We start from the raw sequence: 25546 nt of genomic DNA, 5'->3' as shown, positions 1-25546 counted from the left end.
CATGCCCCGTGATGCCGGGCTCACGCGGCCCCTACTGCTCGTTCGACCGCGGCGAGCGCGTCGCCGACGGCGGCCGGGTTCGCGCCGCCGCCCTGCGCCAGGTCGTCCTTGCCGCCGCCGCCCCCGCCGAGGGCCTTGGCGGCGAGGCCGACCAGCGCGCCCGCCTTGAGGCCGCGCTCGCGCGCCCCCTCGGTGACGGCGACGACCACGACCGGGCGGTCCTTCGGGACGCCCGCGACCATCACGACCGCGGGCCGGGCCGTCAGCCGGCCCCGCACGTCGACGGCGAGCTTGCGCAGGTCGTCGGCGCCGGTGCCGTCCGGGGCGCGATGCCCGACGAACGCGATGCCGTTGACGTCCGCCGCCGCGCCGGCGAGCGACCCGGCGATCGCGAGGACCTGCTGGGAGCGGAGCTTCTCCAGCTCCTTCTCGGCGTCCCGCAGCCGGGCGACGACGCCGGAGATCCGCTCGGGCAGCTCCTCCTTGCGCGCCTTCATCTGCTCGGCGAGCTGCGCGACGAGCACGCTCTCGCGGGCCAGGAACCGAAACGCGTCGATGCCGACGAGGGCCTCGACGCGGCGGACACCGGCGCCGATCGACGACTCGCCCAGCACCTTGACCAGGCCGAGCTGCCCGGAGCGCGCGACGTGGGTGCCGCCGCACAGCTCGCGGGAGTAGTCGCCGACCTCGACCACGCGGACCTCGTCGCCGTACTTCTCGCCGAACAGCGCGAGCGCGCCCATCGCGCGGGCCTCGTCGATCGAGGTGTGGAACGCCCGGACGTCCAGGTCGCCGACCAGCACCTCGTTGACCTCGTCCTCGACGTCGCGCAGCACGCTCGGCGGGACGGCGCCGGAGGCGGTGAAGTCGAACCGGAACCGGCCGGGCGAGTTCTCCGAGCCGGCCTGCGCCGCGGACTCGCCGAGCGCGCGGCGGAACCCGGCGTGCACCAGGTGGGTCGCGGTGTGCGAGCGGGAGATCGCGCGGCGCCGCTCCACGTCGACCTCGGCGTAGGCGGTGTCGCCGGCCTGCGCCTCGCCGGTGCGGACCCGCCCGCGGTGCACGATGAGCCCGGCGAGGGGCGACTGGACGTCCGTCACCTCGATGACGGCGCCGTTGCCGAGCCGGATCAGGCCGTGGTCGGCGAGCTGGCCGCCGCCCTCGGCGTAGAACGGGGTGCGGTCGAGGACGACCTCCACCTCGGTGCCCTCGCCGGCGGCGGGCGCGTTCGCGCCGCCCACCAGCAGCCCGACGAGGCGGGCGTCCCCGGCGAGGCTGCCGTAGCCGGTGAAGTCGACCCTGCCGCCGGCGCCGGTGAGCAGCTCGTCCAGCACGGAGACGTCGAGGTTGCCGGTCTTCTTGTCGCGGGCGTCCTTCTTCGCTCGGTCCCGCTGCTCCTGCATGAGCCGGCGGAAGCCGTCCTCGTCGACCTGGAGGCCCTGCTCGGACGCCATCTCCAGGGTGAGGTCGATCGGGAAGCCGTAGGTGTCGTGGAGCTTGAACGCCTGCGCGCCCGCCAGCGTCGCGCCGCCGGACCGCTTGGTCTCCTCGACCGCCGTGTCGAAGATGGCGGTGCCGGTGCGGAGCGTCTGGAGGAAGGAGTCCTCCTCGGCGTCGATGACGGTGTGGATGTTGGCGGCGGTGCGCACCAGCTCCGGGTACTGCTCGCCCATCGCGCCGATCGCGACGGCGGTCAGCTCGTGCATGAGCCCGGCGTCCTGCCCGCCGAGCAGCCGCAGGTTGCGGATGGAGCGGCGCAGGATGCGGCGCAGCACGTAGCCGCGGCCCTCGTTGCCGGGGCGGATGCCGTCGGCGACCATCATCGTGCCGCTGCGGACGTGGTCGGCGACGACGCGCAGCGACACGTCGGCGCGGTGCTCGCGGCCGTACTTGGCGCCGGTCAGCTCCGCGGCGCGGTCGAGGACCCGCCACAGCGTGTCGGTCTCGTAGATGTTGTCGACGCCCTGCAGGATCGCCGCCATGCGCTCCAGGCCCATGCCGGTGTCGATGTTCTTGGCGGGCAGGTCGCCGAGGATCGGGAAGTCGGTCTTGCTCTCCCCCGGGCCCCGCTCGTACTGCATGAAGACGAGGTTCCAGACCTCGAGGTAGCGGTCCTCGTCGGCGACGGGGCCGCCCTCGCGGCCGTACTCGGGGCCGCGGTCGTAGTAGATCTCCGAGCAGGGCCCGCACGGGCCGGGGACGCCCATCGACCAGAAGTTGTCCTCCATGCCGCGCCGCTGGATGCGCTCGAGGGGGACGCCGACCTTGTCGTGCCAGATGCCCCGCGCCTCGTCGTCGTCCTGGAAGACGGTGACCCACAGCTTCTCTTCGGGGAACCCGAAGCCGCCGTCCTCGCGGGAGCGGGTCAGCAGCTCCCAGGCGAACGGGATCGCCTGCTCCTTGAAGTAGTCGCCGATCGAGAAGTTCCCCAGCATCTGGAAGAACGTGGCGTGCCGGGTGGTCTTGCCGACCTCCTCGATGTCGGGCGTCCGCACGCACTTCTGCGCGCTGGTCATCCGCACCGACGGCGGGGTGCGCTGGCCGAGGAAGTACGGCTTGAACGGGACCATGCCGGCGTTCACCAGCAGCAGGGTCGGGTCCTCGGCGACCAGGCTGGCCGAGGGCACCACCGTGTGCCCGCGCTCCTCGAAGAACCTGAGGAAGCGGCGTGCGACCTCTGCCGACTCCATGATCAGTGGCCATCCTTGTCGTCGTCGATGATCGTGTATCGCGCCTTCAGCACCCGGCGGGGCGGGGCGCCCCGCAGCCCGGGGACCTCGGCGTCCGGCGGAGCCTGGTCCATGCGGACGGCCTCGCGCAGCTCCTCCTCGCGGGCCCGCATCTCGGTACGGACGTCGGCGGCGAAATGCCTCAACCGCTCGCCGGTGCCCTTGCCGGTCGCCACCGCGCGCATCGCGACCCCCTCGGGGGACAGGCTCCGCGCGACCCGCTCGACGCGCCGCTTGACGCGGTGGGTGGCGTAGACGCCGGCACCGGCGCCGACGGAGAGCCAGAACAGCCGCCTCATCGGCGTCCCTTCCCCGTGGAGCGGGCCTGAAGCTGCGGCCGGCCGGACGCGGCGCGCCCGTCGCCGTCGCCGTTCTTCAGGGCCTTGCGGACGCCGTAGGAGAAGGCCGCGGCCTTCACCAGCGGCCCGCCCACCACGGACGTCATGACGGTGGTGACGGCGGAGACGTTCTGGGTGACGCCGGCGACCTGCTTGGTGATGGCGTCGGTGCGGCCGAGCTGCTCGTTGGCGCGCTTGACCGTCCGGGCCATGTCGTCCATCAGCGGGCCGGCCTGGTCGCCGAGCTCGCGGACGACGTCGCCGGCCTCGCCGAGGAGCCGGGAGAGCTTCAGCAGGGTCAGCGCGACGAACGCGACGAGCACCGCCCAGAACACGGCCACGATGAGACCTGCCAGCTGTCCACCAGTGAGCATCGGGCTTTCCGTTCGTGCGAATTCGGTTCGGGCCGGTAACGGCGTGACAGACCTTACCGGTCGGCACGGCCTTGTGGCGGTATCACCGGACCCGCGGGAACGATCAGTGCCGGTCCCCGGTGCCGCGCAGCACCGAGCGGATCCGCGCGAGCACCTCGGTGAAGCGCGACTCGGCGCCGTGCCTGGTCGGGCGATAGTACTCCCGTCCGTCCACGGAGTCGGGCGCGTACTGCTGCCGGACCACCCCGCCGGGGTGGTCGTGCGCGTACTTGTAGCCCTTTCCGTGCCCGAGCTTCGAGGAGCCCTTGGAGTGCCCGTCGCGCAGGTGCCTGGGGACGGGCCCGGCGAGGCCCTTGCGGACGTCGCCGAGCGCCCCGTCCACCGCCGTGATCACCGCGTTGGACTTGGGCGCCAGGGACAGGTGGATCACCGCCTGGGCGAGGTTGATGCGGGCCTCGGGCAGGCCGACGAACTCCACCGCCTGCGCGGCGGCGACCGCGGTCTGCAGCGCGGTCGGATCGGCCATCCCGACGTCCTCGCTGGCGTGCACGATGAGCCGCCGGGCGATGAACCGCGCGTCCTCCCCGGCCTCGATCATGCGGGCGAGGTAGTGCAGCGCCGCGTCGACGTCGCTGCCGCGGATGCTCTTGATGAACGCGCTGATGACGTCGTAGTGCTGGTCGCCCTCGCGGTCGTAGCGGACGGCGGCCCGGTCGACGGCCCGCTCCAGCACGTCCGCGTCGATGGCGCCGCCCTCGTCGACGACGAGGGACGCGGCCTCCAGGTAGGTCAGGGTGCGGCGGGCGTCGCCGCCGGCGAGCCGGACGAGGTGGTCCTCGGCGGCGGGGTCGAGGGTCACCGCGCCGGCGAGGCCGCGCTCCTCGGTGAGCGCCCGGCGGATCACCTCGCGCAGGTCGTCGTCGCCGAGCGGCTCCAGCGTGAGCAGCAGCGATCGCGACAGCAGCGGGCTGATGACGGAGAAGAACGGGTTCTCGGTGGTGGCGCCGATGAAGGACACCCACCGGTTCTCCACGGCGGGGAGCAGGGCGTCCTGCTGGGCCTTGTTGAACCGGTGCACCTCGTCGACGAACAGGACCGTCTGCCGGCCGGTCATGCCGAGTTCGCGGCGGGCCAGGTCGATCTCGGCGCGGACCCGCTTGACCCCGTCGCTGACGGCGGAGACCTCCACGAACCGGCGGGACGTGACCTGGCTGACGACCGTGGCGAGCGTCGTCTTGCCCGTCCCCGGCGGGCCCCACAGGACGAGCGACATCGGCACGTCCCGGTCGACGAGCTGCCGGATCGGGGTGCCCGGGCCGAGCAGGTGCCCCTGCCCGACGACCTCGTCGAGGGCGCGGGGCCGCATCCGCACCGCGAGCGGCTGCTCCGCGCCCGGCGCGGCGGGAGCGGGCGGCACGGCCGCAGTCGCGGCCGCGGGGCCGGACGGCTCCCGCCCCGGCGCGTCGAAAAGGCCCTCCGGCTCGCCCGATTCCGCCCTGCTGGTCACGCTCCGACACTATCTCGCGGCTCGGACAGGCCGGGACGGGGAACCCGGGGGTAGGCTCCGGCGTTGGAACAGCCCGGAAGGCGCATTTCAGGAGCGTGACGGTGTCCGGTACGGCCCCTCGGAGTCGCCACGGGACGGCTGGGCTGCTCGTGGCGCTGTTCGTCGTGGCCGGGCTGGTGTTCAGCTACGGGCTCGGCGGCCACGGCCCGCCGCTCCGCGTGTGCACCGAGCACGCCGTGACCGTGCCCGTCGGCACCGCGGCGGCCTCCGGCGACGCCGTCCACGCCGCCGCGGCGCTCAGCGCGCCCGACAAGGCGCCCGCGCTGCCGCTGGACCTCTGCCTGTGCGTGGCCGTCCTGTTCACCCTCCTGCTGCTCGCGCTCGCCGTCGGGCTGCGCCGGCCGCTGTCCCGCCTGCCCGCGCGGAACGGCTGGTCCCTCGCGCCGCCGCCCGGTACGGCGCCGTCCGCCCTGTTCCCACCCGTCCTCCAGGTGCTCCGGCTGTGATGAGCCGGCCGTAAGGCCGCACGCACCGCCGTATCGCCGTCGCGATGCGGCGCTGCCCCGCATCCCCGTACGGATCCACAGCACCCCTGAGAGGACCGCTCCCATGTCCAAGAGCGCCCGTGTCAAGAACGCACGCAACCAGAACGCCCGCAAGAAGAACGCGCTGACGCAGCGCGAGATCCCGTGGGGCGGCATCGCCTTCTTCACCGTCATCGGCCTGGTGGCGGTGGTCGCGATCGGCTTCACGTTCATGCAGACCAGGTCGTCGTCCGCGGACTCGTCCATCGCGGGCGTGGTGTCCAAGGACGACCTCGGCCGCGACCACACCACCGGCGCCGTCAAGTACGACGACGCCCCGCCGATGGGCGGCGACCACAACCCCATGTGGCAGAACTGCGACGGCCGCGTCTACGACACGCCGCTGCAGAACGAGAACGCCGTGCACTCCCTGGAGCACGGCGCCGTCTGGATCACCTACCGCCCCGGCCTCGCCGCCGGGCAGCTCGACGCGCTCAAGGCCAAGGTCTCCGGCACCGACTACACGATGCTGAGCCCCTACCCGTCCCAGGACGCGCCGGTCAAGCTCACCGCCTGGGGCCACCAGCTCAAGCTGGACGACGCCTCCGACAAGCGGGTGGACGCGTTCCTGCGCGCCTACGTCAAGGGCCCGCAGACGCCGGAGCCGGGCGCGGCCTGCAACGGCGCCAAGGACGCGGCGTGAGCGAGGGCACCGCGGCACCGCGCGGGCGGCGGGCCACCGCCGTCCTCGCGGTGCTCGTCCTGGCCGTCGGCGCCGTCCTGGTGGCGCTGGCGGTCGCCCGCTCGGACCGGCCCGGCACGGACGGCCCCGAAGCCGGTTTCGCCCGCGACATGAGCGCCCACCACGCGCAGGCGGTGCGGATGTCGTTCATCGTCCGGGACCGCACCGGCGACGCCGATGTGAAGCTGCTGGCCTACGACATCATCACCACCCAGCAGGCGCAGATCGGCATGATGACGGCCTGGCTGGACGAGTGGGAGCTGCCGAAGACCGACCCGTCCGGCCCCATGCGCTGGATGTCGGGGCACGGCGGGCACCGGGCCGGCGCGTCCGCCATGCCGGGGATGGCCACCCGCGAGCAGCTCGCCGACCTGGAGAAGGCGTCGGGCGAGGACGCGGAGGTCGGGTTCCTGCGGCTGATGATCGCCCACCACCGCGGCGGGGTCGACATGGCGGAGGCGGTGCTGGCCCGCACCGGGCACGACCGGGTCCGGCGCCTGGCCCGCACCATGGTGGAGGGCCAGCGGTCGGAGATCACACTGATGAACACGATGCTCCGCGAACGAGGGGCTCGCTAAGCCCAGGGGGGCGACCCCCTGGAACCCCCGTCAGCGGGCGAGAGGCTGTTTCCCCGATCCGCTGGCGCGTCTCGGTGAAACAGCCTCTCGCCCGGCGGGTCGGGCGGCCTCCGGGCGCTAGAGCGCCCTCCGGCCGCCCGACCCGTGACCCGTGACCGCTAGCTTGCCGATAGCGCTTGACAGCGCGGCCGGATCGCGGGTCACTGACCACCATGGCTCACAACCTCAGCGGCTACCACCGGGCCCTCGACCTGTTCGAGGGCCTCGTCGCCGGCGTGTCCCGCGACGGCTGGGACGCGCCGTCGCCCTGCGCGGATTGGACTGCGCGGGACGTCGCCGGCCATGTGACCGGCGGCCAGCACCTGATCCGCGCGCTGGCCGGCGGCGAGCCCGAGCCGGACGTCAACCGGGACCCGGCGCGCTTCGTCCCGGGCGACGTCCTGATGAGCTGGCGCACGGCCCGCAAGGAGTGCGCCGCGGCCCTCACCCCCGACGCCCTGCGCCGCCCCATCCCCTTCGGCGGCCTGGGCGACCTGCCATTGGCCGACTACCTGGAGGGCTACATCCTGGAGCCGCTGGTACACGCCTGGGACCTGGCCAAGGCCACCGCACAACCTTCACGCCTGGACCCAGACCTGGTGCATCACGCCTTCGCAACGGCCCAGGTGGTAGCAGCGCCTCTACGCGCCAAAGGCCACCTGGCCCCACCCAGACCAGCCCCCCAAGGCGCAGACGAACAAACAAGAATGCTCGCCTTCCTAGGCCGCAGAACCTGAACAAGCCCCCAAAGCCCCGGCAGGTTGAACCCAAGCCCCGGCAGGTCGAACCTCAGCCACAGGGTCACGGGTTGGGCGGCCGGAGGGCGCCCAGCGCCCGGAGGCCGCCCAACCCGCCGACCGAGAGGCCGTTTCGCGAGACGCGCCAGCGGCTCGCGAAACGGCCTCTCGGTCGTTGACGGGGGTTCCAGGGGGTCGCCCCCCTGGAAGTTACGAGAATTCCGCCAGCGTGCGTTCTGCTTCTTCCAGCCAGGCTCGGCGGGCGTTGAGGGCTTCCTCGGCCTCTTTGATGTCCTTGTCGCGGCCGGCGTCGCGGGCCTTGCCGAGGCGCTTCTCGAGTTGCTCGATGGAGCTGCGCAGCTGGCCGACGGTGGCTTCGGCGCGGGCGCGGGCCTCGGGGTTGGTGCGGCGCCACTCGTTCTCCTCGGCGGAGCGGACCGTGTCCTCGATCTTGCGGAGGCGGCCTTCGAGGCGGTCGCGCTGGTCGCGGGGGACCATGCCGGCGGCCTCCCAGCGCTCCTGGATCGCGCGCAGCGCCTGGCGGGCCTGCCGGACGTCCTTGACGGGCAGCAGGCGCTCGGCCTCGGCGAGGATCTTCTCCTTCTCCTCGGCGTTGCCGCGGAACTCGGCGTCGCGTTCGGCGAACGCGGCGCCGCGGGCCTGGAAGAAGGTGTCCTGGGCGCCTTTGAAGCGGGCCCACAGGTCCTCTTCGGCGTCGCGGGAGGCGCGCCCGGCGAGCTTCCAGCGGCGCATCAGGTCGCGGTAGGCGGCGGCGGTCTCGCCCCAGTCGGTGGAGCCGGCCATCGCCTCGGCCTCGGCGACGAGGCGCTCCTTCTCGCGGCGGGACTCCTCGCGCTGGTCGTCGAGGGTGGCGAAGTAGGCCTTGCGGCGCTTGGTGAAGGCGTTGCGGGCGGACGACAGCCGCTTCCACAGGGCGGTCTCGGTGGGCCGGTCGATGCGGTCGGCGGCCTTCCACTCCTCGACGAGCTGGCGGAGGCGCTCGCCGCCGTTCTTCCAGTGCGTCTCCTCGGCGGCGATGCGCTCGGCCTCGGCGACGATCCGCTCCTTGACCTCGCGGGCCTCGTGGCGGTGCTGCTCGCGCTGGGCCTTGACCTCCTCGCGGCGCCGGCCGACCTGGCCGGTCAGGCCGTCCAGGCGCCGGGCGAGCGCGCCGAGGTCGCCGACGGCGTGCGCCTCGGCGACGGCCTCGCGGAGCCGGTCGATGCTCTGCTGGGCCTGGGCGGGCTGCAGGTCGGTGGTGCGGACCCGCTGCTCGAGCAGGCCGATCTCGGTGGCGAGCGCGTCGTACTTGCGCTTGAAGTAGGCCAGGGCCTCTTCGGGCGCGCCGGCCTGCCAGGAGCCGACGACCCGCTCGCCGTCGGACGTCCTGACATAGACGGTGCCGTCCTCGTCCACCCGGCCCCAGGGATCGGTCGCGCTGGACACCCTTGCCTCCTGAATCGCGGGTCCGGACAACTTACGCTCTCCGGACCCTCCACACCTTAGTATCCCGTTCGCCTATTTCCCGGCGATCGTGACGTCCTGGATTTCGACCTTCTTCTTGGGCTTGCCGTCCCCCTTGGGGTCCGACCCGCCCGCGGCGATCTTCTTGAGCACGTCCAGCCCCTTGGTGATCTTTCCGAACACCGTGTAGTCCGGCGGGAGCTGCGAGTCCTTGTAGACCATGAAGAACTGGCTGCCGTTGGAGTCCGGCTGGCTCGAGTGCGCCATCGCGAGGGTGCCCTCGGTGTAGGTGGCGCCGTCGGTGTTCTCGTTGGCGAACCGGTAGCCGGGCCCGCCGCTGCCCGACGCCGTCGGGTCGCCGCACTGGAGCACGTTGAGGCCGCCACTGGTCATGCGGTGGCACTCGGTCTTGTCGTAGAAGTTCTTCTGCGCCAGGAAGGCGAAGGAGTTCACCGTGCACGGCGCCTTGTCGCCGTACAGCTGCATCTCCACCGCGCCCTGGTTCGTCTTGAGCGTGGCCTGGACGATGCCGGGGTGCGCGGGCTCGCCCGGCGGGCGTCCGACGTCCTTCGGCGCGCCGCCCTGCGTGTCGCTCTTGTAGACGCACTGCGGGCCGGCGGCGGTCGACTCGTCCTCCCTGAGCACCATGAACACCGCGACGCCGGCGACGACCACCGCCACCGCGGCCACCGAGCCGATGATCTTCAGTCGGCGCGCCCGCGCCGCCTCCTGCGCCTGGCGCTGCTGCTGCCGCTCGTACCGTTGCCGCGCGAGCTGCTTCTTGCGGTCCTTCCCCGCCACGGTGCCTCGCCTCTCCGGTGTGATCAGGTGAACGTGCAGCGCATAGTAGCGGTACCCGGGAGTAAACGCGCCTCCGCGTTCAGGGAGCGCCGCCGGGCGCCGGGGCGGGGGCCGGAACACGACACGGCGACGGCCCTATCTCGTTCGCGGTGGCCGCGGCGCCGCCGGTACCCTCGGACACGCCCACCCGAGTTGGTTCTATGGAAGGACGACCGTGCTCGTCGCCGGGTTCCCCGCTGGATCGTTCGCCGCGAACTGCTACGTCGTGGCGCCCGCCGCGGGTGAGGAGTGCGTCATCATCGATCCCGGGCAGGACGCCGAGGCCGGGATCGAGGAGATCCTGCGCGAGCACCGGCTCAAGCCGGTCGCGGTGCTGCTGACGCACGGCCATATCGACCACGTCTGGTCGGTGGCGCCGGTCTGCGGCGCCAAGGACGTCCCGGCCTACGTCCATCCGGACGACCGCGACCTGCTGACCGACCCGGCGAAGGGCCTGTCGCTCGGCCCCGGGCAGCAGCTGTTCGGCGGCCTGGAGCTGACCGAGCCGGACGACGTGCGCGAGCTCGCGGACGGGGCGGCGCTGGAGCTGGCCGGGCTGAGCTTCACCGTCGACCACGCGCCGGGCCATACCCCCGGGTCGGTGACGTTCCGCACCCCGAAGACCGAGCAGGTCCCGGACGTGATGTTCACCGGCGACCTGCTGTTCGCGGGGTCGATCGGGCGCACCGACCTGCCGGGCGGCTCGTACGAGGAGATCCTCGCCAGCCTGTCGCGGGTGTGCCTGAGCATGCCCGACGAGACCGCCGTCCTGCCCGGCCACGGTGAGCAGACCACAATCGGCCGCGAGCGCGCCACGAATCCGTTCCTCTCGGAGCTGACGCCCGCGGACGGACCCAACAAGGGATTCTGAGCCAAGAGACCATGAGTTCGAGCTTCCGGGCCCCCAAGGGGGTCAGTGAATACGTCCCGCCGCGCGCGGACCTCTTCTACGCCATCCGGGAGGCGTTCGCCGAGCAGGCGCGGCTGGCCGGCTACGGCTACCTGGAGCTGGCCGTCTTCGAGGACACCAACCTGTTCCGGCGCGGCGTCGGCGAGTCCACCGACGTGGTGTCCAAGGAGATGTACACCTTCGAGGACCGGGGCGGCCGGTCGCTGACGCTGCGCCCCGAGTTCACCGCGTCGGTGCTGCGCGCCGTCCTGGAGAACAACCTGCACAAGGGCGCGCTGCCGGTGAAGGTGTGGACGACGGGCGCCGCGTTCCGCGCCGAGCGCCCGCAGCAGGGCCGCTACCGGCAGTTCTACCAGCTCGACCTGGAGGCGATCGGCAGCGAGGACCCGCGGGTCGACGCCGAGACCATCGCGATCGCGGCGAACTGGTACCGGTCCCTCGGGCTGAGCCGGGTGCGGCTGCTGCTGAACTCGCTGGGCTGCCGCGAGTGCCGTCCCGCCTACCGGGCCCTGCTGCAGGAGTTCCTGCGCGGCCTCGACCTGGACGAGGACACCCGCGCCCGCGTGGAGATCAACCCGCTGCGGGTGCTGGACGACAAGCGCCCCAAGGTGCGCGAGCAGCTCGCCGGCGCGCCGCTGATGGCCGACCACCTGTGCCCCGCGTGCAAGGCCCACCACGACCGGGTCCGGGAGCTGCTCGCCGACCTCGGCATCGCGTGGGAGGACACGCCCACCCTCGTCCGCGGCCTGGACTACTACACCCGGACGACCTACGAGTTCGACCACCCGCTGCTCGGCGCCCAGTCCGGCATCGGCGGCGGCGGGCGCTACGACGGCCTCTCGGAGGACATCGGCGGCCCCCCGCTGCCCGGCATCGGCTTCGGCCTCGGCCTGGACCGCACCATCCTGGCGCTGGAGGCCGAGTCGCAGGAGCGGGAGGGCGCGGCGTTCGCCGCGAAGCCGCGCTGCGAGGCGTTCGGCGTCGCGCTCGGCGACGCCGCCGAGCGCCGCATGTTCGCGCTCGTCGCCGAGCTGCGCCGCGCCGGGATCGCCGCCGACATGGCGTTCGGCGGCAAGAAGCTGAAGGGCGCCATGAAGGACGCGGACCGCTCCGGCGCCCGCTACGCCGTGATCCTCGGGGAGCGAGATATCGCGGACGGCGTCGCCCAGGTCAAGGACCTGGCCGAGGGCGAGCAGACCGCCGTCCCGCTCCCCGACCTCATCACGACGCTGAAGGAGAGGCTCTCCCAATGATCCGCACCCACGAGGCGGGCACGCTCCGCAAGGAGCACGCCGGGCAGCAGGTCACGCTGGCCGGCTGGGTCGGCCGCCGCCGCGACCACGGCGGCGTCACGTTCATCGACCTGCGCGACGCGTCCGGCACCGCGCAGGTCGTCTTCCGCGAGGAGGACGCCGCCCACGACCTGCGCTCGGAGTTCTGCGTGAAGGTCGTCGGCGAGGTGCGCGTCCGCCCGCCGGGCAACGAGAACCCCGAGCTGCCCACCGGTGACATCGAGGTCGCCGCCGCCGACATCGAGGTGCTGTCGGACGCGGCGCCGCTGCCGTTCCCCATCGAGGGGGACGTGAACGTCAACGAGGAGATCCGGCTCAAGTACCGGTACCTCGACCTGCGCCGCGACGCCGTCGCCCGCGCGATGAGGATCCGCTCGGAGGCGTCGTTCCTCGTCCACGAGGTGATGCGCGAGCACGGCTTCGTCAACGTGGAGACGCCGACCCTCACCCGGTCGACGCCCGAGGGCGCCCGCGACTTCCTCGTCCCCGTCCGGCTCAAGCCGGGCCACTGGTACGCGCTGCCGCAGTCGCCGCAGCTGTTCAAGCAGCTGCTGATGGTCGGCGGCCTGGAGCGCTACTACCAGATCGCGCGCTGCTACCGCGACGAGGACTTCCGCGCCGACCGGCAGCCCGAGTTCACCCAGATCGACATCGAGATGTCGTTCGCCGACCAGGACGACGTCCTGGCGGTCGGCGAGGACCTCGTGGCCCGGCTCTGGCGGGACATCGCCGGCTACGAGATCCCCCGCCCGATCCCCCACATCACCTACGCCGACGCGATGGCCCGGTACGGCTCCGACAAGCCCGACCTGCGCTTCGGCCTCGAACTGACCGACATGACCGAGTACTTCGCCGGCACGTCGTTCCGCGTGTTCCAGGCCCCGTACGTCGGCGCGGTCGTGATGCCGGGCGGCGCCGCCCAGACCCGCAAGGAGCTGGACGGCTGGCAGGACTGGGCGAAGGCCCGCGGCGCCCGCGGCCTCGCGTACGTGCTCGTCCAGGAGGACGGCACCCTCGGCGGCCCGGTCGCGAAGAACCTGTCCGACGCCGAGAAGGCGGGGCTGGCCGGCGTGACCGGCGCGGCCCCCGGCGACGCGGTCTTCTTCGGCGCCGGCAAGCGGCACGCCACCCAGGAGCTGCTCGGCGCCGCCCGCCTGGAGATCGGCCGCCGCCGCGACCTGATCGACGCGTCCGCGTGGAAGTTCGTCTGGGTCGTGGACGCCCCGATCTTCGAGCCCGTCGAGGACGACAAGGGCGAGCAGATCGGCTGGACGTCCGTCCACCACCCGTTCACGGCGCCGAAGCCGCAGTACGCCGACACCTTCCACGAGGACCCCGGCAGCGCCCTCGCCGACGCCTACGACCTCGTCCTGAACGGCAACGAGATCGGCGGCGGCTCCATCCGCATCCACCGCGCCGAGATGCAGCAGCGCGTCTTCGACGTCCTCGGCCTGTCCAAGCAGGAGGCGGAGTCGAAGTTCGGCTTCCTGCTGGAGGCGTTCAAGTTCGGCCCGCCCCCGCACGGCGGGATCGCGTTCGGCTGGGACCGCACGGTCATGCTCCTCGCCGGGCAGGACTCGATCCGCGACGTGATCGCCTTCCCGAAGGCCGCGTCCGGCTACGACCCGCTGACCGCCGCGCCGACGCCGATCACCCCGCAGCAGCGCGCCGAGGCCGGTGTGGACGTCGTCCCCGAGGACGAGCCCGCCGAGGACTGACCCGTCCCGGCACGTCGAAGGGCGGCCGCCGATCGGCGGCCGCCCTTCGCTCGCTCCCGGCGCTACCGCGCGGCGCCGCTCGTCACCCGGTAGACGTCGTAGACGCCGTCGATGGAGCGGACGGCCTTCAGCACGTGGCCGAGGTGCTTGGTGTCGCCCATCTCGAAGGTGAAGCGGCTGACGGCCACCCGGTCGCGGGTGGTGGTGACCGAGGCCGACAGGATGTTGACGTGCTGGTCGGACAGGACGCGGGTCACGTCCGACAGCAGCCGGGGCCGGTCGAGCGCCTCGACCTGGATGGCGACGAGGAAGACCGAGTCCTCGCTCGGGGACCACTTGACGTCGATGAGCCGGTCGGGCTGCGACTTCAGGCTGGCGACGTTGGCGCAGTCGGCGCGGTGGACGGACACGCCGTGCCCGCGGGTGACGAAGCCGACGATGTCGTCGCCGGGCACCGGGGTGCAGCAGCGCGACAGCCGTACCCACACGTCGGGGTCGCCGGCGACGACGACGCCCGGGTCGCCGGCGGGGCGGCTCCGCTTGCGGCGGGTCGGCAGGGCGATCTCGGCGAGGTCCTCCTCGGCGCTCTCCACCCCGCCGAGGGCGTCGACCAGCCGCTGGACGACGTGCTGCGCGGAGACCTGGCTCTCGCCGACGGCGGCGTACAGCGACGAGACGTCCGGGTAGCGCATGTCGCGGGCGAGGGCGAGCAGCGCCTCGCCGGACATCATCCGCTGGAGCGGCATGTTCTGCTTACGCATCGCGCGGGCGATGGCGTCCTTGCCGGACTCGATCGCGGTGTCGCGCCGCTCCTTGGAGAACCAGTGCTTGATCTTGTTGCGGGCGCGGGCGCTCTTGACGAACCCGAGCCAGTCGCGGGAGGGGCCCGCGTCCGGCGACTTGGAGGTGAACACCTCGACGGTGTCGCCGTTGTCGAGGGCCGATTCGAGGGGGACGAGCCGCCCGTTGACGCGGGCGCCGATACATCGGTTCCCGACCTCGGTGTGGATCGCGTACGCGAAGTCGACGGGCGTCGCGCCCTGCGGCAGCGCGATCACGTCGCCCTTCGGGGTGAACACGAACACCTCGGAGACCGACAGGTCGAAGCGCAGCGACTCCAGGAACTCGGCCGGGTCGGCGGTCTCCTTCTGCCAGTCGAGGAGCTGGCGGAGCCACTGCATGTCGCCGGCCTTGCGGCCGCCGACCGTCTCCTCCTTGTACTTCCAGTGCGCGGCGACGCCGTACTCGGCGCGCCGGTGCATGCCCCAGGTGCGGATCTGCAGCTCGACGGGCTTGCCCTCGGGGCCGATCACCGTGGTGTGCAGCGACTGGTACATGTTGAACTTCGGCATCGCGATGTAGTCCTTGAACCGGCCGGGGACCGGGTTCCACCGCGCGTGGATCGAGCCGAGGGCGGCGTAGCAGTCGCGGACGCTGTCGACGAGGACCCGGATGCCGACCAGGTCGTAGATGTCGTCGAAGGAGACGTCCCGCGCGATCATCTTCTGGTAGATCGAGTAGTAGTGCTTCGGCCGGCCCGTCACGGTCGCCTTGATCCGGGCGTCGCGCAGGTCGGTGGAGACGTTCTCGATCACTTCCTGGAGGTAGACGTCGCGGCGCGGGGCGCGTTCGGACACCAGGCGGGCGATCTCGTCGAACCGCTTGGGGTACATCGTGGCGAACGCGAGGTCCTCCAGCTCCCACTTCAGCGTGTTCATCCCGAGGCGGTGCGCGAGCGGCGCGAACACCTCCAGGGTCTCGCGGGCCTTCTTCTCCTGCTTGTGCCGCGGCATGTAGCGCAGCGTGCGCATGTTGTGCAGCCGGTCGCCGAGCTTGATCACCAGGACGCGGATGTCGCGGGACATCGCCACGACCATCTTGCGGACGGTCTCGGCCTCGGCGGCCTCGCCGTACTTGACCTTGTCGAGCTTGGTGACGCCGTCGACCAGCGCGGCGATCTCGTCGCCGAACTCGGCGCTGAGCTGGTCGAGGGTGTAGGGGGTGTCCTCGACGGTGTCGTGCAGCAGCGCCGCGCAGAGCGTCTCGGTGTTCATGCCGAGCTCGGCGAGGATCGTCGCGACCGCGAGGGGGTGCGTGATGTACGGGTCGCCGCTCTTGCGCTTCTGGTTGCGGTGGTAGTGCGCGGCGACGTCGTAGGCGCGCTCGATGAGCCGCAGGTCCGCCTTGGGGTGGGTGTTGCGGACCGTCTTGATCAGTGGTTCGAGTACCGGGTTCATAGCGGATCCGCGCTGGGCGCCCAGCCTGGCGAGTCTTCGGCGCACCCGGGCGGCGGACGGTGGGATCGTGGCCGGCGTGGGCCTGGACGGGGCATCGGGCTTGGACGCGCCATCGGCGTCCTCCGTGGATCCTGGGGCCTCGGCGGGGGGGCTCTGCGGTCGGGGGGCCCGCGCGGCGGGCCTCCCCTTCGGGGGGTCGTCGGTGGCGGGGGGACCGGCGGCGCCGGCCCGGCCGGCCGGTTTCGCGTCGGCCGGTTCCGCATCGGCCGGTTCGTCAGTGGCCGGTGTCTCGGTGGCCGGTGTCTCGCTCGCGGGGGTCCGGCCGGCGGGGGTCTCGGCGGCCGGGGGGCCTTCGGCGGGCGGCCCGGTCGGCTGCGGCGGCGGCAGGTGGTCGGGCCGCCGCGGTGGCGCGGTGGAGGCCCCGGCCGCCTTGACGGCCCGTTCCCCCGCGGTCTCCCGCGCCGGACGCGCCGCCGCCTTGTGCGCCGCGGCCGTGTCGCTCACCGCGCCGGTCGATACCGCCTCACCGGGCACCCAGCCTCCTCTGTCCATCCGGGCGCCGCCCTGCACACCCCGCGGGGAGCGCCCGTCCCACCGGACCTGATTGCGCCAGTGTATCCGGCGGGCTTTTCCTACTAGACCGTAACCAGCGAATGGACGTCCAGATTCCCCAGCTTGTCGCGCCCGTGCAGGAACGACAGCTCCAGCAGGACCGACAGCCCGGCCACGTCCCCGCCGCCGCGGCGGACGAGTTCGGCGGCGGCGCGGGCCGTCCCGCCGGTGGCCAGGACGTCGTCGACGATCAGCACGCGGTCGCCGGGCTCCAGGGCGTCGGCGTGGATCTCGATCGTCTCGGTCCCGTACTCGAGCTCGTAGGTCTCCCCGAGCGTCGCCGCGGGCAGCTTGCCCTTCTTGCGCACCGGGACGAACCCGGCGCCGAAGTGGTAGGCGACGGGCGCGGCGAGGATGAACCCGCGCGCCTCGATACCGACGATCTTGTCGATGGTGCCGCGGCCGTGGTGGTTGACGATCGTGTCGACCACGCCGGCGAACGCGACGTGGTCGGCCAGCAGCGGGGTGATGTCCTTGAACATCACCCCGGGCTTCGGATAGTCGGGGATGTCGCGGATCCGCTCCTGGATCAGCTTTCCGAGGTCCACGTTCCGGTACTCCCCCGCCTACTTGCCGCCGCGGCGCTGCTGCCGCGACCCTCGCTTGGGCTGCTGCCGCGACCCGGTCTGCACGACCTTCCGCACCGTGACGGTGCTGCGCACGTCCTCGCCGCGGTCGTCGGAGGCGTCGTCGTCCGCGGCACTACCGCCCGCGTCACCGCCGCCCGCGCCGCCGCCGGCGGGCGTGCCCGGCGCTCCCGCGCCGGCCTTGACCTTGGCGGTCTTGACCTGCTTGGAGGCGTTCCGCTCCCGGCGGGCGATGTTCTCCCGGATCTGCCGGTACTTCGGCTCGCGCTCCTTGAACTGCACGAGCAGCGGCGTCGCCACGCAGATCGAGGAGTACGTCCCGACGATCATGCCGACGAACAGCGCGAGCGAGAGGTCCTTCAGCGTCCCGGCGCCGAACAGCGTGGTGCCGATGAACAGGATCGCGCCGACCGGCAGGATCGCCACCAGCGAGGTGTTCAGCGAGCGGACGAGCGTGCTGCTGAGCGCCTGGTTCGCGGCCTCGCTGTAGGTGGTCTTGGAGGCCGGGCCGAGCGGTTTCGTGACCTCCTTGATCATGTCGAAGACCACGACCGCGTCGTACAGCGAGTAGCCGAGGATCGTCAGGAAGCCGAGCAGCGTCGCGGGGGTGACCTCGAAGCCGGACCAGGCGTAGATGCCCGCCGTGATCACCAGGTCGTGGACCAGCGCGACCACCGCGGCCACGGCCATCCGCCACTCGAACGCCACCGACAGGTAGGCGATGATCAAGATCATGAAGACGATCAGCGCCTGCCAGGCCTTCTTCTGGATCTCGCCGCCCCACGAGGCGCCGACGACCTGGGTGCTGACCTTGGCGGCGGGAACCTTGAGTTCCTCGGTGATGCTCGTCTTGACCTCGGTGACGTGGGAGGAGGTCAGGCTCTCGGTCGTGACCCGCCAGTCCTCGCCCGCCTTCTGCACGATCACCTGGTGGGCGCCGCCGTCGCCGACGGCGGTGCGCACCTGCTCGATCGAGGCGCTCGGCGCCTTGAAGGTGAAGACGGAGCCGCCCTTGAACTCGACGCCGAAGTTCAGCCCCTGGACGAGCAGGCCGGCGATCGACAGCGCCAGCAGCAGCCCGGAGATGGTGTACCAGATCTTCGGGCGGCCGACGATGTCGGCGCTGATCTCGCCCCGGTAGAGCCGCGAGGTGGCCGCGCGCAGTCCCATGGGTCAGGCCTCCTGGCTCGTCTTGCGGGGGGTGCCGGCGGCGGCCGCGTCCTTGGTCGGCTGGTGCAGCCGCCTCGGATCCAGCCCCGACATCGGATGCCCGCGGCCGAAGAACCTGGTCCGCGACAGCAGCGCGACGAGCGGCTTGGTGAAGAAGAAGACCACGACGATGTCGATCAGCGTGGTGAGGCCCATCGCGAACGCGAACCCGGCGACGCCGCCGACCGCGAGGAAGTACAGCACCAGCGCGGCCAGGAAGGTGACGGCGTCGGCGACGAGGATCGTGCGCCGCGCCCGCTTCCAGGCGGTCTCGACCGACGAGCGCAGCTTGCGGCCGGCTCTCAGCTCGTCCCGCACCCGCTCGAAGTAGACGATGAACGAGTCGGCGGTGATGCCGATCGAGACGATCAGGCCGATGATGTGCGGGAGGGAGAGCCGGAAGCCCATGCCCTCACCGAGGATCACCACCGCCAGGTAGGTGATGGCCGACGCCACCACCAGGCTGGACACGGCCACCAGGCCGAGGCCCCGGTAGTAGAACAGGCAGTACAGCACCACCAGGCCGAGGCCGATCGCGCCGGCGATGAGGCCGCCGGTGAGCTGGTCGGAGCCCAGCGTGGACGACACCTCGTCGATGGAGCTCTGCGTGAACTCCAGCGGCAGCGCGCCGTACTTGAGCACGTTGGCGAGGTCGGTCGCGTACTGCTGGTCGAAGCTCTCGGGCGGCCCGTCGATGCTGGCGGTGCCGCCGGTGATCGGGCCCTCCCGGATCGAGGGCGCCGAGACGACCTGGCCGTCCAGCACGATCGCGACCTGCGCCTGCGGCGCGGACGGGTTCGCCTGGTAGGCGCGGGAGGCGTCGGTGGTGACCGCGCCGAACTGCTTGGCGCCCTTGCCGTCGAACTTCAGCGAGACCGACCAGCTCGCCTGGCCCTGCTGGCCGTTGGGCGGCATCGCGTTCGCCGAGTCGACGTTCTCGCCGAGGACCCGGACGGGCCCGAGGATGTACTTGGTGACCTGGCCGTTCTCCTCGTCCTGGTCACAGGCGGCGACGAACGTGCGGTTCGGGTCGTTCGCGCCGGCGGCGTGCCGGTCGCCGGTGTAGCAGTCGAGGGCCTCGAACTGCTTGATCACGGCCTTGTCGGTCACGCCGGGGTAGTCGCCGCCGGCGGTCGGCTGCCCGGACGGCGGGACCAGCGGCGACGACGGGGACGCCGAGGGGCTCGCCCCGTCCGACGGCTTGGGCGTCGGGGCGGCCAGCGCCTCCGACAGCGCCCGGCCCCGCGGGGTCGCCGACGCGCTCCCGGACGGCGACGCCGACGCCGAGGGCGACGAGGACGGCGAGGACGGCGAGGACGACGGCGACGGGCTCTTGCCGCCGCTGTCGCCCCCCTTGGCGGTGCTGCCCGGCGACGGGGTCGGATTCGCCGCGGCGGCCGGGCGCCCGTCGGCGCTGGCGAACACCTGGCGGAACTGCAGCTTCGCCGTGGTGCCGATCAGGCTGACGACGCGGCTCTGCCCCTCACCGGGGACGTTCACCACGATGTTGTTGCTGCCCTGCTTGGCGACCTCCGCGTCGGAGACCCCCAGACCGTTGACGCGCTGCGTCATGATCTTGACGGCCTGGTCCATCTGGGCGGCCGGGGGGTTCTTGCCGTTCGGGGTCTTGGCCGTGAGGGTCACGGTCGTCCCGCCGGCCAGGTCGAGGCCGAGCTTGGGCGTCGTGCGCCCCTGCCAGACCGCCAGGCCGGCGAGGACGACGAGGACCGCGAACAGCACGAGGAGCGTGCGTCCGGGCCTGGGAGCAGTTCTGGACGGAGCCACTGGTCGTCGTACTTCCCGTCTTTGTCGTCGCCGTGGGAGGGGTCAGGCGGAGGGCTTGTCCGCCGCCTTGACCTTCGTTTTCCCCTTCGGCTCGGACGCGGGCTCGCCGTCCTCGTCCGCCGCGGTGTCCTCGGCGCGGGCGTCGCCGTCCTTGGACAGGTCGACCTCGGCGCCGTCCTTGGACAGGTCCACGGCGTCGTCGTCCTGCTCGTCGCCGTCCTCGTCGAGCTCCTCGAGCTCGTCGTCGAGCTCGTCCGGCTCGTCGTCCTTGAGGACCTGCATGACGGCCTGCTTGACGAAGCGCACCTCGACACCGTCGGCGATCTCCAGCAGGAGGCCGTCGTCGTCGATCTCGACGACGGTGGCGCGCATGCCGCTGGTCGTCAGCACGCGGGCGCCGGGCTGGATGTCGTTCTGCATCTGCATCTGCTCTTTGCGCCGCTTGCTCTGCGGGCGGATGAGCAGGAAGTAGAAGACAAGCGGAATGGCCAGGAGCAGGAGCACATTGAAGGCCCCGCTACCGCCGGATTCCGCCGCGAGAATCATGTCGCTGCCCATTACGGGAGCATCCTTCCGATGTCGATTGCCCAGCCTGTGACCGGAACGGCCACGCGCACGGGACCGCCGGCTGGAGACGGTGAACCAAGTCCCGGAGTCTAGAGAGTACGCGAGACCCCGGCAACGACGCGACGAGCGGCGACGCCGGGAAGTTCCCAAGCCGTTACCGGATGATCACTATTCCGGCCGGCCCGGGTCCTCGTCGACCTCGAACAGGGTCCCCGCCAGCGGCGCCGTGGGCGGCTGGGCGAGACCCAGATGCGCCCACGCGGCGGCCGTGGCGACCCGCCCGCGCGGCGTCCGCGCCAGCAGCCCCTGCCGGACGAGGAACGGCTCGGCGACGACCTCGACGGTCTCCGGCTCCTCCCCCACCGACACGGCGAGGGTGGACAGCCCGACCGGGCCGCCGCCGAACTTGCGCATCAGCGACTCCAGGACGGACCGGTCGAGCCGGTCCAGTCCCCGTTCGTCCACCTCGTACAACGCGAGCGCGGCCCGGGCTGATTCCTGGGTGACGACCCCGTCGGCGCGCACCTCGGCGTAGTCGCGGACGCGGCGCAGCAGCCGGTTGGCGATGCGGGGCGTGCCGCGGGACCGGCCGGCGACCTCGGCGGCGGCGTCGTCGGCGATCTCCACGTCGAGCAGCGCCGCCGACCGCCGGACGATGACCTCCAGCTCGGCGGGCTCGTAGAAGTCCATGTGCGCGACGAAGCCGAACCGGTCGCGCAGCGGGCCGGGCAGCATGCCCGCCCGGGTGGTGGCGCCGACCAGCGTGAACGGCGCGATGTCGAGCGGGATCGCGGTCGCGCCCGGCCCCTTGCCCACGACGACGTCGACCCGGAAGTCCTCCATCGCCATGTAGAGCATCTCCTCGGCGGGCCGCGCCAGCCGGTGGATCTCGTCCAGGAACAGGACCTCGCCCTCGGCGAGGGTGGACAGCACCGCCGCCAGGTCGCCGGCCCGCTCGATCGCGGGGCCGGAGGAGATCCGCAGCGGCTGCCCCAGCTCCGCCGCGATGATCATGGCGAGGGTGGTCTTGCCGAGGCCGGGGCCGCCCGACAGCAGCACGTGGTCGGGCGTCCGGCCGCGCCGCAGCGCGCTGTGCAGCACCAGCGACAACTGCTCGCGCACCCGCTCCTGGCCGACGAAGTCGTCCAGCTTCTTCGGCCGCAGCGCGGCCTCGATCCGCTGCTCCTCGGCCCCGTCGGCGTCCGCCGAGACCAGCCGCTCGAACTCCTCGCGCCCTGCGCCCTGCTGGGGGCGACCCCCCGCGCCCCCCGGTTCGCTGCCGCTCATCATTTGCTGAGCTTCTTCAACGCGGCCTTCAGCAGCGCGGCCACCGGCGGGGTCTCGCCGCCGTCGAGGTCGGCGGCGACGGCGTCCACCGCGGCGTCGGCGTCCTTGGCCGACCAGCCGAGGTTGACCAGGCCCATCTGGACCTGGTCGCGCCACGCCTCGGCGCGCGCGGGGGCGCGGACGTCGCCGGCGCCGCCGATGGGCCCGCCGAGGCGGTCCTTCAGCTCCAGGACGATGCGCTGGGCGCCCTTCTTGCCGATGCCGGGCACCTTGGTCAGTGCGGTGACGTCCTCGGCGGCCACGGCGCGGCGCAGCGCGTCGGGGGTGTGCACGGCGAGCATCGCCAGCGCGAGCCGCGGCCCGATGCCGCTGGCGGTCTGCAGCAGCTCGAACACCCCGCGCTCGTCGTCGTCGGCGAACCCGAACAGGGTCAGGGAGTCCTCGCGGACGACGAGGGACGTCGGCACGTGCGCCGGGTCGCCGACCCGCAGCCCGGCGAGGGTCGCGGGCGTGCACTGCACCGACAGGCCGACGCCGTGCACGTCGATCACCGCCCCGTCGGGCCCGGCGGCGGCCACCCGGCCGCTGACGAAGGCGATCACTGGACACTTCCTCCTCTGCTGCGGGCGGCGAGCCGCGCCCGCTCGGCCCGGGCCGCCTCCTCGATGCGCGACCGGCGGGCCTGTGCGAGCCGCTGCTGCGCTCCGCCGCGCCACACGTGGCAGATGGCGAGCGCGAGCGCGTCGGCCGCGTCCGCCGGGCTGGGGGCCGTCTCCAGGGCCAGCAGCCGGGTCACCATCCGGGTGACCTGCGCCTTGTCGGCGCGGCCGTTGCCGGTGACGGCGGCCTTCGCCTCGCTCGGGGTGTGCAGCGCGACGGGCAGCCCGCGGCGGGCCGCCGCCAGCATCGCGATGCCGGCGGCCTGCGCGGTCCCCATCACGGTGCGGACGTTGTGCTGGGAGAACACCCGCTCGACGGCGACGGCGTCGGGCCGGAACTCCTCCATCAGGGCCTCGATGCCCGCCTCGATGCCCACCAGGCGCAGGGCGTGGTCCTCGTCGGGGGCGGTCCGCACGACCGACACGTGCACCAGGTGGAGCCGCTTGCCCGGGGCGCCGTCGACGACACCCACCCCGCACCGGGTGAGCCCGGGGTCCACCCCCATCACCCGCACGGCCGCTCCTTCGATCATCTGTTCGGCCGCCAACGCTACCAATCCGGAGGGCTCCCCGTGGAGGGGCGGCGCGGGCGTGTCCCGGGCGGGATCCGGGGGCGGACGCGCGACGCCGCCGCGTCCCGGGCGGGAGCACGGCGGCGTCGGGAGCCGGGACGCGCGGGCGTCAGGCGTCGATGGACGCCATGACCTCGTCGGACACGTCGAAGTTGGCGTAGACGTCCTGGACGTCGTCGGAGTCCTCCAGGGCGTCGAGGAGGCGGAACACCTTCTTTGCGTTGTCCTCCTCGAGCGGGACGGTGACGCTCGGCAGGAACTTGCTCTCGGCCGACTCGTAGTCGATCCCGGCCTCCACGAGGGCGGTGCGGACGGCGACCAGGTCGCCGGCCTCGCTGACGACCTCGAAGTTGTCCTCGTCGAGGTCATTGACCTCCTCGGCGCCCGCGTCCAGGACGGCCATCATCACGTCGTCCTCGCTGGTGCCGGACTTGGGGACGATCACGACGCCCTTGCGGTTGAACATGTACGACACCGAGCCCGGGTCGGCGAGGGAGCCGCCGTTGCGGGTGAGCGCGACGCGGACCTCGGAGGCGGCGCGGTTGCGGTTGTCGGTGAGGCACTCGATCAGGACGGCGACGCCGCCGGGCGCGTAGCCCTCGTAGGTGATCGTCTGCCAGTCGGCGCCGCCGGCCTCCTCGCCGGCGCCGCGCTTGCGGGCCCGCTCGATGTTGTCGTTGGGGACCGAGTTCTTCTTCGCCTTGTAGATGGCGTCGTAGAGGGTGGGGTTCGCGTCGGGGTCGCCGCCGCCGGTGCGGGCCGCCACCTCGATGTTCTTGATCAGCTTCGCGAAGAGCTTGCCCCGCTTGGCGTCGAGGGCCGCCTTCTTGTGCTTGGTCGTCGCCCACTTGGAATGGCCGGACATCTGTCACTCCTCCTCTGTCGTCCGGCGCACCAGATCGGCGAAGTAGTGGTGCACGCGGAAGTCGCCTGTCAACTCCGGATGGAACGAGGTCGCCATGAGACGTCCCTGACGAACGGCGACGATCCTACCGGCGTTCGGGCCGCTCTCGGCGCGTCCGAGGATCTCGACGGCGGTGCCGACGGACTCGACCCAGGGTGCGCGGATGAAAACGGCGTGGTACGGCGTGTCCCCCATCCCGGTCAGCGGCACCGCGGCCTCGAAGGAGTCGACCTGCCGGCCGAACGCGTTGCGGCGCACGGTCATGTCGATCCCGCCGACGGTCTCCTGCCCGGCCGCGCCGTCCCGGATCCGGTCCGCCAGCATGATCATGCCGGCGCAGGACCCGTAGGCGGGCAGGCCCGCCTCGATCCGCTTGCGCAGCGGGTCGAGCAGCTCGAACGAGCGCGCCAGCCGCCACATCGCGGTGGACTCGCCGCCGGGCAGGACCAGGCCGTCGACGCGCTCCAGCTCCTCGGGGCGGCGCACGGCCAGGGTGCGCGCGCCCGCCGCCTCCAGGGCGCGGACGTGCTCGCGCACGTCCCCCTGCAGAGCGAGCACACCGATCGTCGGCACAGTGGTCACGAGCGAACCTTCCGGGGTGAGGGGGCCGCGTAAACCCTAGACGTTCCTTACAACGCGGCGCGACCTGCCCGGTCTTCCCCCCGCCGCCGCTCCGAGCGGCGGTCAGGCCAGTTTGAATCGGCGCAGGGGGAGTTCGAGGGGCAGGAAGCCGTCCTCGCCGCGGTCGGCGATGCCGCGGCCGAACATGTGCGCGGCGGCGAGCGCGAGCCCGAACTCCTCGGGGTCGAACGGCAGCGGGACGTCCGGCGCGCCCGCGTCGACCGCGGCCCAGAACGGGCGCTCGGCGGGCAGCCGGTCGCCCTGGTCGACGACGACGCCGTCCTCGGCGGTGACGAACACGTCGCGCAGCAGCGTCCCCGACTCGTACCAGCGGAACCAGCAGCCGCGGATCACCGTGTGCAGGACGAGGACGCCGCAGCGGGACCCGGGCAGCGCGGCGGCGGCGGTGTCGGCGATCCGGCGGGCGTCGTCGTCGAGGCAGAACAGCCGCCGGTCGCACAGCAGCAGCGCGCGGTCGAACGCGCCGACGAACAGCTCGTCCTCGTACGGCCAGAGCGCGAAGTCCAGGACCGTGTCACCGGTCTCGGTCAGGACGGCCGCCGGGTAGAGCCGGTGCGCGATCCGCGCGGCGGCGTCCGGGTCGGGCGCGAGGCCCGGCCCGAACACCTCGGTGGGTTCACCCGCGCTCGCACACGCCAGCGCGACCGACCAAGCCATGCTCTCCCCTCCCGCGGCCGGACACCGCCCGGGGGC

Annotated in this window: 24 protein-coding genes; 7 read left to right on the top strand and 17 right to left on the bottom strand. The window is 72.5% G+C overall.

The window, feature by feature from the left end; genetic code table 11:
- Positions 1-20: 20 nt before the first annotated feature.
- From alaS to HUT06_RS18995, 4 genes are all read right to left on the bottom strand, one after another.
- A complete protein-coding gene (gene alaS / locus HUT06_RS19010; RefSeq protein WP_176196968.1) occupies positions 21-2690 on the bottom strand; it encodes an alanine--tRNA ligase in 2670 nt (889 codons plus the stop codon).
- 2 nt (positions 2691-2692) lie between these two features.
- Positions 2693-3028 carry a hypothetical protein gene (locus HUT06_RS19005; protein ID WP_176196967.1) on the bottom strand — a complete coding sequence of 112 codons (336 nt, stop codon included), beginning with the start codon at positions 3026-3028 and terminating at the stop codon, positions 2693-2695.
- Positions 3025-3441: a DUF948 domain-containing protein gene (locus tag HUT06_RS19000; protein WP_176196966.1), complete on the bottom strand. Its 417-nt coding sequence runs from the start codon at positions 3439-3441 to the stop codon at positions 3025-3027. Before HUT06_RS19000 ends, HUT06_RS19005 begins: the two co-directional genes overlap by 4 nt.
- Positions 3442-3544: 103 nt before the next feature.
- Positions 3545-4807, bottom strand: coding sequence for a replication-associated recombination protein A (locus tag HUT06_RS18995; RefSeq protein ID WP_254715775.1), 1263 nt, complete (start codon positions 4805-4807; stop codon positions 3545-3547).
- Positions 4808-5049: 242 nt separating this feature from the next.
- Here HUT06_RS18995 and HUT06_RS18990 point away from each other — a divergent pair, with 242 nt between their 5' ends.
- The 4 genes from HUT06_RS18990 to HUT06_RS18975 all read left to right on the top strand — a co-directional run bounded on the left by HUT06_RS18990 (position 5050) and on the right by HUT06_RS18975 (position 7568).
- The gene (locus HUT06_RS18990) at positions 5050-5454 is read left to right on the top strand and encodes a hypothetical protein (protein WP_176196965.1); all 405 of its coding nucleotides are present in this window, start codon (positions 5050-5052) and stop codon (positions 5452-5454) included.
- Between the two features lie 103 nt (positions 5455-5557).
- On the top strand, positions 5558-6175 hold the full coding sequence (locus HUT06_RS18985; RefSeq protein ID WP_176196964.1) for a DUF3105 domain-containing protein: 618 nt from the start codon (positions 5558-5560) through the stop codon (positions 6173-6175).
- Positions 6172-6792 carry a DUF305 domain-containing protein gene (locus HUT06_RS18980; protein ID WP_176196963.1) on the top strand — a complete coding sequence of 207 codons (621 nt, stop codon included), beginning with the start codon at positions 6172-6174 and terminating at the stop codon, positions 6790-6792. Before HUT06_RS18985 ends, HUT06_RS18980 begins: the two co-directional genes overlap by 4 nt.
- 212 nt (positions 6793-7004) lie before the next feature.
- Positions 7005-7568, top strand: coding sequence for a TIGR03086 family metal-binding protein (locus tag HUT06_RS18975; protein ID WP_176196962.1), 564 nt, complete (start codon positions 7005-7007; stop codon positions 7566-7568).
- Between the two features lie 210 nt (positions 7569-7778).
- Here HUT06_RS18975 and HUT06_RS18970 read toward each other — a convergent pair whose 3' ends face one another.
- Together HUT06_RS18970 and HUT06_RS18965 are read right to left on the bottom strand one after the other, a co-directional pair.
- A complete protein-coding gene (locus HUT06_RS18970; RefSeq protein WP_176196961.1) occupies positions 7779-9014 on the bottom strand; it encodes a DUF349 domain-containing protein in 1236 nt (411 codons plus the stop codon).
- Positions 9015-9086: 72 nt separating this feature from the next.
- A complete protein-coding gene (locus HUT06_RS18965) occupies positions 9087-9833 on the bottom strand; it encodes a peptidylprolyl isomerase (RefSeq protein WP_176196960.1) in 747 nt (248 codons plus the stop codon).
- Between the two features lie 214 nt (positions 9834-10047).
- Here HUT06_RS18965 and HUT06_RS18960 point away from each other — a divergent pair, with 214 nt between their 5' ends.
- The 3 genes from HUT06_RS18960 to aspS are packed head-to-tail and all read left to right on the top strand — an operon-like array spanning position 10048 to position 13792.
- Positions 10048-10743 carry an MBL fold metallo-hydrolase gene (locus tag HUT06_RS18960; protein WP_176196959.1) on the top strand — a complete coding sequence of 232 codons (696 nt, stop codon included), beginning with the start codon at positions 10048-10050 and terminating at the stop codon, positions 10741-10743.
- 11 nt (positions 10744-10754) lie between these two features.
- On the top strand, positions 10755-12035 hold the full coding sequence (gene hisS / locus HUT06_RS18955; RefSeq protein WP_176196958.1) for a histidine--tRNA ligase: 1281 nt from the start codon (positions 10755-10757) through the stop codon (positions 12033-12035).
- Complete coding sequence (gene aspS / locus HUT06_RS18950; RefSeq protein WP_176196957.1) at positions 12032-13792, top strand: aspartate--tRNA ligase; 1761 nt, start codon at positions 12032-12034, stop codon at positions 13790-13792. Before hisS ends, aspS begins: the two co-directional genes overlap by 4 nt.
- 62 nt (positions 13793-13854) lie before the next feature.
- Here aspS and HUT06_RS18945 read toward each other — a convergent pair whose 3' ends face one another.
- The 11 genes from HUT06_RS18945 to HUT06_RS18895 all read right to left on the bottom strand — a co-directional run bounded on the left by HUT06_RS18945 (position 13855) and on the right by HUT06_RS18895 (position 25510).
- Positions 13855-16029, bottom strand: a complete 2175-nt coding sequence (locus tag HUT06_RS18945) for a bifunctional (p)ppGpp synthetase/guanosine-3',5'-bis(diphosphate) 3'-pyrophosphohydrolase (protein WP_176196956.1) — start codon at positions 16027-16029, stop codon at positions 13855-13857.
- A 635-nt stretch (positions 16030-16664) separates the two neighbouring features.
- Complete coding sequence (locus HUT06_RS18940; RefSeq protein ID WP_176196955.1) at positions 16665-17189, bottom strand: adenine phosphoribosyltransferase; 525 nt, start codon at positions 17187-17189, stop codon at positions 16665-16667.
- Positions 17190-17207: 18 nt separating this feature from the next.
- A complete protein-coding gene (gene secF, locus HUT06_RS18935) occupies positions 17208-18398 on the bottom strand; it encodes a protein translocase subunit SecF (protein WP_176196954.1) in 1191 nt (396 codons plus the stop codon).
- A 3-nt stretch (positions 18399-18401) separates the two neighbouring features.
- Positions 18402-20177, bottom strand: coding sequence for a protein translocase subunit SecD (secD, locus tag HUT06_RS18930; protein WP_176196953.1), 1776 nt, complete (start codon positions 20175-20177; stop codon positions 18402-18404).
- A gap of 87 nt (positions 20178-20264) precedes the next feature.
- Complete coding sequence (gene yajC, locus HUT06_RS18925) at positions 20265-20780, bottom strand: preprotein translocase subunit YajC (RefSeq protein ID WP_176196952.1); 516 nt, start codon at positions 20778-20780, stop codon at positions 20265-20267.
- 177 nt (positions 20781-20957) lie between these two features.
- Complete coding sequence (gene ruvB, locus HUT06_RS18920) at positions 20958-22076, bottom strand: Holliday junction branch migration DNA helicase RuvB (protein WP_176201462.1); 1119 nt, start codon at positions 22074-22076, stop codon at positions 20958-20960.
- Positions 22076-22678, bottom strand: a complete 603-nt coding sequence (ruvA, locus tag HUT06_RS18915; protein WP_176196951.1) for a Holliday junction branch migration protein RuvA — start codon at positions 22676-22678, stop codon at positions 22076-22078. The genes ruvB and ruvA overlap by 1 nt, the downstream gene beginning before the upstream one ends.
- Positions 22675-23250, bottom strand: coding sequence for a crossover junction endodeoxyribonuclease RuvC (gene ruvC, locus HUT06_RS18910; protein WP_176201463.1), 576 nt, complete (start codon positions 23248-23250; stop codon positions 22675-22677). Before ruvC ends, ruvA begins: the two co-directional genes overlap by 4 nt.
- Before the next feature lie 166 nt (positions 23251-23416).
- Complete coding sequence (locus tag HUT06_RS18905; protein ID WP_176196950.1) at positions 23417-24172, bottom strand: YebC/PmpR family DNA-binding transcriptional regulator; 756 nt, start codon at positions 24170-24172, stop codon at positions 23417-23419.
- Between the two features lie 3 nt (positions 24173-24175).
- A complete protein-coding gene (gene pdxT / locus HUT06_RS18900; RefSeq protein WP_302931812.1) occupies positions 24176-24793 on the bottom strand; it encodes a pyridoxal 5'-phosphate synthase glutaminase subunit PdxT in 618 nt (205 codons plus the stop codon).
- A gap of 102 nt (positions 24794-24895) precedes the next feature.
- Entirely contained in the window at positions 24896-25510 is a 615-nt protein-coding gene (locus HUT06_RS18895; RefSeq protein WP_176196949.1) for a hypothetical protein, read from the bottom strand.
- Positions 25511-25546: the final 36 nt, after the last annotated feature.

The sequence above is a fragment of the Actinomadura sp. NAK00032 genome (assembly GCF_013364275.1).
GTDB lineage: Bacteria > Actinomycetota > Actinomycetes > Streptosporangiales > Streptosporangiaceae > Spirillospora.
The sequence above is the reverse complement of the archived record's forward strand: the minus strand, read 5'-3'. Positions and strand labels throughout refer to the sequence as shown.

Excerpts from the sequence above, each read along its gene's own strand:
- alaS (WP_176196968.1), bottom strand. The coding sequence starts at position 2,690 with ATGGAGTCGGCAGAGGTCGCACGCCGCTTCCTCAGGTTCTTCGAGGAG.
- HUT06_RS19005 (WP_176196967.1), bottom strand. The coding sequence starts at position 3,028 with ATGAGGCGGCTGTTCTGGCTCTCCGTCGGCGCCGGTGCCGGCGTCTAC.
- HUT06_RS19000 (WP_176196966.1), bottom strand. The coding sequence starts at position 3,441 with ATGCTCACTGGTGGACAGCTGGCAGGTCTCATCGTGGCCGTGTTCTGG.
- HUT06_RS18995 (WP_254715775.1), bottom strand. The coding sequence starts at position 4,807 with ATGCGGCCCCGCGCCCTCGACGAGGTCGTCGGGCAGGGGCACCTGCTC.
- HUT06_RS18985 (WP_176196964.1), top strand. The coding sequence starts at position 5,558 with ATGTCCAAGAGCGCCCGTGTCAAGAACGCACGCAACCAGAACGCCCGC.
- HUT06_RS18975 (WP_176196962.1), top strand. The coding sequence starts at position 7,005 with ATGGCTCACAACCTCAGCGGCTACCACCGGGCCCTCGACCTGTTCGAG.
- hisS (WP_176196958.1), top strand. The coding sequence starts at position 10,755 with ATGAGTTCGAGCTTCCGGGCCCCCAAGGGGGTCAGTGAATACGTCCCG.
- aspS (WP_176196957.1), top strand. The coding sequence starts at position 12,032 with ATGATCCGCACCCACGAGGCGGGCACGCTCCGCAAGGAGCACGCCGGG.
- HUT06_RS18945 (WP_176196956.1), bottom strand. The coding sequence starts at position 16,029 with ATGAACCCGGTACTCGAACCACTGATCAAGACGGTCCGCAACACCCAC.
- secF (WP_176196954.1), bottom strand. The coding sequence starts at position 18,398 with ATGGGACTGCGCGCGGCCACCTCGCGGCTCTACCGGGGCGAGATCAGC.
- yajC (WP_176196952.1), bottom strand. The coding sequence starts at position 20,780 with ATGGGCAGCGACATGATTCTCGCGGCGGAATCCGGCGGTAGCGGGGCC.
- ruvB (WP_176201462.1), bottom strand. The coding sequence starts at position 22,076 with ATGAGCGGCAGCGAACCGGGGGGCGCGGGGGGTCGCCCCCAGCAGGGC.
- HUT06_RS18905 (WP_176196950.1), bottom strand. The coding sequence starts at position 24,172 with ATGTCCGGCCATTCCAAGTGGGCGACGACCAAGCACAAGAAGGCGGCC.
- HUT06_RS18895 (WP_176196949.1), bottom strand. The coding sequence starts at position 25,510 with ATGGCTTGGTCGGTCGCGCTGGCGTGTGCGAGCGCGGGTGAACCCACC.